A 679-nucleotide genomic window follows, 5' to 3' on the forward strand; every position below is an offset into this window, starting at 1 on the left:
TAACTGATAAGTAGATCTTTGAAAACTGAACAAGATTGATAATCAATGATGTGTAAGGAACTTACGATTTAGATCGTAAGTAAATTAAACACAGCGAAGTCAATTCGCTTTTAAAAACAATTAATTTGATGAGCTAGTTAAAAGCTTTTCATCTATAAGATGAGAGTTTGATCCTGGCTCAGGACGAACGCTGGCGGCGTGCCTAATACATGCAAGTCGAACGAGTCCTCCCAATTTGATTTTATGCTTGCATAAATGATTTTTGGATTCGGGACGAGTGGCGAACTGGTGAGTAACACGTGGGTAACCTGCCCTAAAGCAGGGGATAACATTTGGAAACAAGTGCTAATACCGTATAATTAGTTGGGACCACATGGTTCCAACTTGAAAGATGGCTCTGCTATCACTTTAGGATGGACCCGCGGCGTATTAGCTAGTTGGTGAGATAATGGCTCACCAAGGCGATGATACGTAGCCGACCTGAGAGGGTAATCGGCCACATTGGGACTGAGACACGGCCCAGACTCCTACGGGAGGCAGCAGTAGGGAATCTTCCACAATGGACGCAAGTCTGATGGAGCAACGCCGCGTGAGTGAAGAAGGGTTTCGGCTCGTAAAACTCTGTTGTTAAAGAAGAACAAGTGTAAGAGTAACTGTTTACGCGTTGACGGTATTTAAC

1 rRNA gene is annotated in these 679 nt (G+C 43.9%); it reads left to right on the plus strand.

Annotated features, from left to right (window positions below):
* Window positions 1-155: 155 nt before the first annotated feature.
* Window positions 156-679, plus strand: a 16S ribosomal RNA gene (locus C7N44_RS07930); the annotation flags it as partial.

This window comes from Apilactobacillus quenuiae (assembly GCF_002994005.1).
Classification (GTDB): Bacteria; Bacillota; Bacilli; order Lactobacillales; family Lactobacillaceae; genus Apilactobacillus; species Apilactobacillus quenuiae.